This is a genomic window from Pseudomonas fluorescens, from assembly GCF_005938625.1.
In the GTDB taxonomy this organism is placed as follows: Bacteria; Pseudomonadota; Gammaproteobacteria; order Pseudomonadales; family Pseudomonadaceae; genus Aquipseudomonas; species Aquipseudomonas fluorescens_BD.
Genome location: NZ_VCNJ01000050.1, coordinates 1 through 6,274, shown reverse-complemented (window position 1 = coordinate 6,274; position 6,274 = coordinate 1). Strand labels below are relative to the sequence as shown.

The following is a 6,274-nucleotide window of genomic DNA, read 5'->3' as shown; positions in this document are numbered from 1 at the left end:
GCTTTGTTGGAACTGCCGCCGCTGCGCTTGAATTCGCGCTCTTCTTCGGCAGTGGTGACGATGTCGTTCACTGCGTCAGTTACGTCATCAATAGGGGCTTGATCGGGTTCTGGTGCGTCTTCGGCCGCAGGCTCAATCACGGCCTGAATGCCGGCGGCGACGACCAGCAGCTGGGCCAGCAGGGCTTTCAAAGCCGTGGCGGTAGCTTCATCCATTGGGGGTTTGCTCTCGGTTGGGGTTTGCGGAGTGGTTTCGGCGGCGGTGTCATCAATGCCGAAACGCTTGAACAGGCGGGTGAACATGCCGACAAGGCGGCCAATCTCGCCCTGCGCTTCGGTTTCGCGCAGAGGGCCGAGTTCTTGGGAGGCGGCGTAGTACGCATCGCGGCTGGTGCGGCTGGAGAAATAGAGTTCTTGCGTGCCGACGCTGGCGGGTTCGTCGGTGACGGCGATACCGGTCATGTAGGCTTTGCCACGGCCCCGGAAATTCGGCTTGATCTCTATGCTGGTGAACAGCTTTTCGCCGGCGTCATTCAGGCGCAGCAGCTTGTCGTTTGGCTTCAGTTGCGCTTCAAGGGCGACTTGGCCAGGTTCCAGATCGTCGCCCTCCTCGACCAGGCGCACAGCGAAAACCGTTCCGTGGGATCCGAACCAGCGTTCGTGTTCACACCAGATAACAGCGGTGTACAAAGTCGGCGTGTAGGTCTCGGCGATGTCGCGCAGTTCCTGGGGAAGGATCTCGCGACCATCGACGGTCGGGCCGCTGGTGGCTACACGTTTCCAGAAAGAAACAAGGGAACGGGGCATTGGCGTTTCTGCGCTAAATCGGTGGTTTGAGCCGCCACGATAGGGAGCCGAAGAACACCAAACAAACGCTTTGCTTTTACTTTCCTCCTATTTTCACGATCTAGGAGGTTTGCGGAATTTAACCCCGCGTTTCCGGGGTTTTCGCCGCATAGACTGCGGCCCATGAACTACCCGACCGAAGTCAAAGAAGCCGCAAAACGCCTCTACCTGCGCCGCTGTTCGGTGAAGGAAATACAGGCGCATTTGAAGCTGCCCAACATCCGCATCGTCTATTACTGGATCCGCCAAGGCGGCTGGGACGAGATGCTCACGGATGAAGAACCGTTGAGCGCGGTCAACCGGCGAATCACTCTGATCCTGGAAAAGATCGATCCGCTGACGAAAGCCGAACTGGACGAACTGGAGCGGCTGACGAGCCTGCTTGAGCGGTTGAAAAAACTGGCGGCCAAACCAGCGCCGGCGGCGCCTTCAGACCGTCCGGAGGAGCCTCGCGAACGCCAGCCAGGTCAACGTCGTGAGCGTGGCGAGGGCGGCGGCAAGAAGCGGGAAAAGAAGGTAAAAAACGACATCAGCGGCCTGACCGAAGTGGACTTCCTGGATAAGTTCATCTCGAAAATGTACGGCTACCAGAAAGAGCTGTTCGAGGCGAAACAGAACCCGCTGACCCGCCGTGTACGGAACATCCTCAAAAGCCGTCAGGTCGGTCTGACCTACTACTTCGCCGGCGAAGCGTTCATGGACGCCGTGTTGAGCGGTGACAACCAGGTGTTCCTGTCAGCCAGCCGATCGCAGTCCGAGATCTTCCGTAGTTACATCATCCAGTTCGCCCAGCAGTGGTTCGGCATCGAGCTTACGGGTAATCCGATCACACTGAGTAACGGCGCCGAACTGCGCTTTCTCAGCACCAACAGCAGCACCGCCCAGGGCTACCACGGCCACGTCTATGTGGACGAATATTTCTGGATCCGCGACTTCGAAAAACTCAGCACCGTGGCCAGCGCCATGGGCACCCACAAGAAGTGGCGCAAAACCTATTTCTCGACGCCCAGCGCCGTGTCGCACCAGGCGTACCCATTCTGGTCGGGCGAGGAATTTCGCAACAGCAAACGCGGCAAGAAAGCCGGTGGTGTGTGGCCGAGCGAAGCGGCTTACACCCAGGGCGCGCTGTGTCCGGACGGCCAGTGGCGCAAGACGATCACCCTGGACGATGCGATCGCCGGCGGCTGCGATCTGTTCGATCTGGAGCAGTTGCAGCTGGAGTACGACGAAGACAAATTTCAGCAGCTGTTCTACTGCAAGTTCATCGACAGCACCCAAAGCGCATTCAGTCTCAAGGATCTGGAACGCTGCTACTCGGATCTCTCGTTGTGGGAAGACTACAACCCGGATCTGGATCGGCCATTCGGCAACAGTCCGGTCTGGCTGGGCTACGACCCAAGCCGCACCCGCGACGACGCCACCTGTGTGGTCATCGCGCCGCCACTCGAACCCGGGGCGAAGTTCCGCATTCTGGAGAAACACAGCTGGCGTGGCCACTCGTTCACCTACCAGGCTGCACAGGTCAAGAAGCTGACCGAGCGCTTTAACGTCCAGCACATCGGCATCGATGTCACCGGCGTGGGTTACGGCGTGTTCGATCTGGTGCGCGACTTCTACGCAAAAGCGACGCCGATTCATTACAGCCTTGAGGCGAAAAACGCACTGGTGCTCAAAGCCCAGGACACGATCCAAGGCAGCCGCATCGAGTGGGATGCCGGATGGACCGACATCGCCCAGGCGTTCCTGACTATCAAGCGCGGCACCACCAACAGTGGCCAGATCACCTACAGCGCCTCGCGTACCGACGCCACCGGCCACGCCGACATTGCTTGGGCGGTGATGCACGCCCTGGCCAACGAACCTTTGAACACCAACAAGCGGCGTCGCAGCCGCTACGTCACGAGTAACCAGAGCAGCCATGGCCAATCGCAAGCGCAGAAAGCAACACGTAGCCCAACCAACGCAGCAACCGATGCGCTCGTTTACGTTCGGGGAGCCGGAACAGGTGCTGTCCGGCAATATCGGCGAGTACGTGGGCGTGTTCCCCAGCGACGACGGCAAGATCTACAAACCTCCGGTGTCACGGGCTGGTCTGGCGAAGCTGCTGCGCGCCAATGCGCACCACGGCGCCATTCCAAAATTCAAACGCAACCTGCTGTTGCGTGAATTCATCCCCTCGGCCGGCTGCAGCACCGAGACGATGGGGCGCGCCGGGCTGGACTACATGGTGTTTGGCGAAGCGTATTTCTACAACGACACCAATGCATTCGGCGAAGTGCTGGAGCTGCAGCACCTTCCGGCGATCAACATGCGGGTAAAGGTCGACGGCGGTTTCGTGATGCTGCTGCCCGACAACAAGGAAATGGAGTTCGAACAACACGAGATCTCCCACGTCCTGGACTACGACGTGGAACAGAACATTTACGGGATCCCGGACTACTTGGGCGGTCTGCAGGCGCTGCTGCTCAATGAGGCGGCCACCCTCTTCCGCCGTCGGTACTACAGCAACGGTGCGCACGCCGGTTACATCTTCTACACCAACGATCCTGACCTGACCGAAGAGGACGAGGACGAGCTGCGCGCACAGATCAGTGCCAGCAAGGGCGTGGGCAACTTCCGCTCGATGTTCGTCAACATCCCCAACGGCAAGGAGAACGCGATCCAGATCATCCCCGTGGGCGACTTCCAGGCCAAAGACGAGCTGGAAAAGGTGAAGAACATCACCCGCAACGACGTCATCGCCGCCTGGCGCATGAACCCTGCACTGGCCGGCATCATCCCGGAAAACACCGGCGGTTTTGGGGACATCGAAAAGATCGATCGGGTGTACACGAGTAACGAAATACGGCCGATCTGTCAGCTGTTCAACCAACTGAATGACAGGCTTCGCGAAGACAGGCGCTTTAGCTGGAAACTTGCACAATATGCAGTTGATACCACTACATGAGTCGGATACCAGAGACAATACCACTACAGATTGTGGCAAAATGGCGGCAATCAGCTGCCCCTGGGGAGGGACACAATGAGAGTTGTATGCAATTGCGGACACAAGGGCCGGATTGCCTCGCGGGAAGAGATAACCAGAGCCTTTGTAAAACTTTACTGCCAGTGCCTGGACGCAAAGTGCGGGCACACATGGGTGGCCAATCTGACGTTCTCGCACACGCTCAGCCCGTCATCGCAGACATTCGAACGGATGCTGATCGATCGCTTGCGCGAGATGCCAAGGGCGAAGCAGCGGGAGCTTTTCGAACAGTTGGGATCGCAAGCGGTGGCGTAGCGGCAAACCGCCAACGCGGAAGCGTCGGCGATCTGGATCACTCAACCGATGAGGTTCAGCCCCCTACCGGCTCCTTTGGATTGACGGCCAGTATCTCGGCAACTCGGCGGAGGTGCTGCTGTTCGACCTGACTCAATCGGCGATATAGATCGATCAAACGGCGTTCGAAGCGGGTGAGTCCGTATGTATCGAACGTATTTTCGAACGCCGCATGATCATTCTTCTTGCAATCCAACATGCTTCCTACTCCATAAGTGCATAGCTGAGATGGCTTTATGGAGCGTGGCATACGGCCGTGGAATGAGGATTTCCCTCAATGGAGGTATGACTTTGTTTCGAGTTAAGACCGGTGCCGGGCAGCGTCGTCGGCCATGGCTTCGAGGAAGCGACGAATCGCTTTTTGATCGTCATCAGAGATCGATCTGAACTGCATGATCAATTGTTCCTCCGAAGGGCTAAAAAGTTGGCCCAAGGGAGTGGAGCGCCGGCCCGTAAGCACATATGCCGCGTCTATGCCCTGTCCCTCAAGGGCAGTCACATATCGAAGATCTAGGGAGCTAGCACCCAGTTCATAGTTCTTTTGCGTTCCCCTACTAACCCCAAGTAGGACGCCAAAATCTGTTTGATTTAACCCCAAGCGCTCGCGCTCTTCCCTGAGGCGTTCACCGACCCGATCCGCTATGAGCATTTTTTTAGTCACCACTATTGACTTGATCATTTTTTTGACCAAGAATCACCACAGACAAACGCAAACAAACACAAACGAACAGAGGGAACACTATGCCCGCCACCGTTACACATGAGCAAGCCCGGGCGGCTCTCGATCGAAAAGGCGTCAGCATTGCGGAGTTCAGTCGCAAGCATGGACTGAACAAAAACTTAGTCAGCGACCTATTGAACGGTCGTATCAAAGGTCGCCGTGGGGAGGCACATCGCGCCGCCGTGCTGTTGGGAATTAAAGACGGCGTCATCGAACAGTAGTACCAGCGTTCAACAGGGAAAAGTAGAAGATGAAAAGCCTAATCCTAAACACCCGCAAAGAAGTCATGAGCGAGATCATCCGCAGTTACACAGGCGGACGCGAAGCCGCTGCTGCGCGCTTGGGTATGAAGCTCAAAAAATTCGACAACCATGCCTACGAAAATGCTGGCTGCAGTCCCCTCAACGACTCACAAGTTTTCACCCTGGAGCAGGACTGTGGAACTCAGCACTTCCCCACTTACGTCGCCTCGATGTATGGGGGACTGTTCGTACCGGTGGCCGATCCTGAAACGCTCGACAATGTCGAACTTTACACACGCTCGGTGCAGGTTTCTGCAAAGCGAGGGTGTGTTGATCAAGCGATTGCAGCCGCTCTTGAAGACGGTTCGATCAGTGATGAAGAAGCCGAATTCATCATGGACGCGCATAACCTCCACGTAGCAGCAAGGCACGCAGAAGTGCTGGCTGCTATCGCTCTCTACCGCGCAGGAAAAGCTCAATGAACAGTTTGTCTGCGGTACCGGAATACCAGGATGTCCTGCAGAGCGCCGCGCTGTCGTTTCTTGAGCGTCACCACTGCGAACACCTGAGCGACGATCAGCAACTGTTCAGCCGGGCTGTTCAACACCTGGTTGCAGACTACGACGTGCAAACGCAGGTCGCTGAAAAAATCGTTCACCTGGCAGGCACCACCATGGTCGCCGTTAGCGATCAGCAACGCCTGAACATCCAAAGCAGCACATCGACGCATACCGTGATCGTTGATCCCGTCACCGGCCGACAATGGGCCGTACCGGTCAGCCTCATCTATGAGCGAATCATCAACGCGCCAGACCTTGGCCGCTTTCGCTTAGCCAACTCGTAACACCAACCCTCACACAAACGCCTGCCCCGCACTCCGTGGGTTTGGGTGAGCTGCGCCCGAAATCGAGGTTTCAAGATGGGAAACGCCGTAATTCTGACCACCCAGCTGCCACCTGCAGAGGCCGAAGCACTTCTGGCTGCGATGCGTGAGCAGTACCGCTTGAGCCTCAACGACTACTGGTACGCGGATGAATACCGGTATGTCCCGCAAAAAAGACGGCACAGCTCAATCCTCGAAAGAACTCCGGTGATGGCGGCCCAGAAGCGCCTGATGGCCGCCCTATCCCTCAGCCTCAAAGCAGTG

General features: G+C 57.3%; 10 protein-coding genes. 7 read left to right on the top strand and 3 right to left on the bottom strand.

The features are described 5' to 3' along the window. Window positions 1–806: GPO family capsid scaffolding protein (locus FGA82_RS26160; RefSeq protein ID WP_141129333.1), on the bottom strand; the 806-nt coding region annotated here is incomplete at its 3' end. 162 nt (window positions 807–968) lie between these two features. On the opposite strand from FGA82_RS26160, the gene FGA82_RS26155 reads away from it, so the two are divergent. From FGA82_RS26155 to FGA82_RS26145, 3 genes are all read left to right on the top strand, one after another. Next, window positions 969–3,011, top strand: coding sequence for a terminase large subunit domain-containing protein (locus FGA82_RS26155; protein ID WP_141129332.1), 2,043 nt, complete (start codon window positions 969–971; stop codon window positions 3,009–3,011). Beyond that, window positions 2,923–3,792, top strand: coding sequence for a phage portal protein (locus tag FGA82_RS26150; protein WP_171057361.1), 870 nt, complete (start codon window positions 2,923–2,925; stop codon window positions 3,790–3,792). Before FGA82_RS26155 ends, FGA82_RS26150 begins: the two co-directional genes overlap by 89 nt. Before the next feature lie 75 nt (window positions 3,793–3,867). Further along, on the top strand, window positions 3,868–4,125 hold the full coding sequence (locus FGA82_RS26145) for an ogr/Delta-like zinc finger family protein (RefSeq protein ID WP_141129330.1): 258 nt from the start codon (window positions 3,868–3,870) through the stop codon (window positions 4,123–4,125). 55 nt (window positions 4,126–4,180) lie between these two features. Here FGA82_RS26145 and FGA82_RS26140 read toward each other — a convergent pair whose 3' ends face one another. Together FGA82_RS26140 and FGA82_RS26135 are read right to left on the bottom strand one after the other, a co-directional pair. Beyond that, window positions 4,181–4,363 (bottom strand): hypothetical protein, encoded by a 183-nt coding sequence (locus tag FGA82_RS26140; protein WP_141129329.1) that lies wholly within the window; start codon window positions 4,361–4,363, stop codon window positions 4,181–4,183. A 102-nt stretch (window positions 4,364–4,465) separates the two neighbouring features. Next, window positions 4,466–4,813, bottom strand: a complete 348-nt coding sequence (locus FGA82_RS26135) for a helix-turn-helix domain-containing protein (protein WP_141129334.1) — start codon at window positions 4,811–4,813, stop codon at window positions 4,466–4,468. Window positions 4,814–4,905: 92 nt separating this feature from the next. On the opposite strand from FGA82_RS26135, the gene FGA82_RS26130 reads away from it, so the two are divergent. The 4 genes from FGA82_RS26130 to FGA82_RS26115 form a co-directional block, all read left to right on the top strand. Then, the gene (locus tag FGA82_RS26130; RefSeq protein ID WP_041074619.1) at window positions 4,906–5,106 is read left to right on the top strand and encodes a DNA-binding protein; all 201 of its coding nucleotides are present in this window, start codon (window positions 4,906–4,908) and stop codon (window positions 5,104–5,106) included. A 29-nt stretch (window positions 5,107–5,135) separates the two neighbouring features. Further along, on the top strand, window positions 5,136–5,609 hold the full coding sequence (locus tag FGA82_RS26125) for a YmfL family putative regulatory protein (RefSeq protein WP_141129328.1): 474 nt from the start codon (window positions 5,136–5,138) through the stop codon (window positions 5,607–5,609). Beyond that, window positions 5,606–5,971 carry a hypothetical protein gene (locus tag FGA82_RS26120; protein WP_141129327.1) on the top strand — a complete coding sequence of 122 codons (366 nt, stop codon included), beginning with the start codon at window positions 5,606–5,608 and terminating at the stop codon, window positions 5,969–5,971. Before FGA82_RS26125 ends, FGA82_RS26120 begins: the two co-directional genes overlap by 4 nt. Window positions 5,972–6,046: 75 nt before the next feature. Then, on the top strand, window positions 6,047–6,274 hold a 228-nt coding region (locus FGA82_RS26115; RefSeq protein WP_141129326.1), incomplete at its 3' end, for a hypothetical protein.

What these genes read in the sequence shown, in the direction of transcription:
- FGA82_RS26155 (WP_141129332.1), top strand. Translation starts at nt 969, where the DNA reads ATGAACTACCCGACCGAAGTCAAAGAAGCCGCAAAACGCCTCTACCTG.
- FGA82_RS26145 (WP_141129330.1), top strand. Translation starts at nt 3,868, where the DNA reads ATGAGAGTTGTATGCAATTGCGGACACAAGGGCCGGATTGCCTCGCGG.
- FGA82_RS26140 (WP_141129329.1), bottom strand. Translation starts at nt 4,363, where the DNA reads ATGTTGGATTGCAAGAAGAATGATCATGCGGCGTTCGAAAATACGTTC.
- FGA82_RS26120 (WP_141129327.1), top strand. Translation starts at nt 5,606, where the DNA reads ATGAACAGTTTGTCTGCGGTACCGGAATACCAGGATGTCCTGCAGAGC.
- FGA82_RS26125 (WP_141129328.1), top strand. Translation starts at nt 5,136, where the DNA reads ATGAAAAGCCTAATCCTAAACACCCGCAAAGAAGTCATGAGCGAGATC.
- FGA82_RS26130 (WP_041074619.1), top strand. Translation starts at nt 4,906, where the DNA reads ATGCCCGCCACCGTTACACATGAGCAAGCCCGGGCGGCTCTCGATCGA.
- FGA82_RS26135 (WP_141129334.1), bottom strand. Translation starts at nt 4,813, where the DNA reads ATGCTCATAGCGGATCGGGTCGGTGAACGCCTCAGGGAAGAGCGCGAG.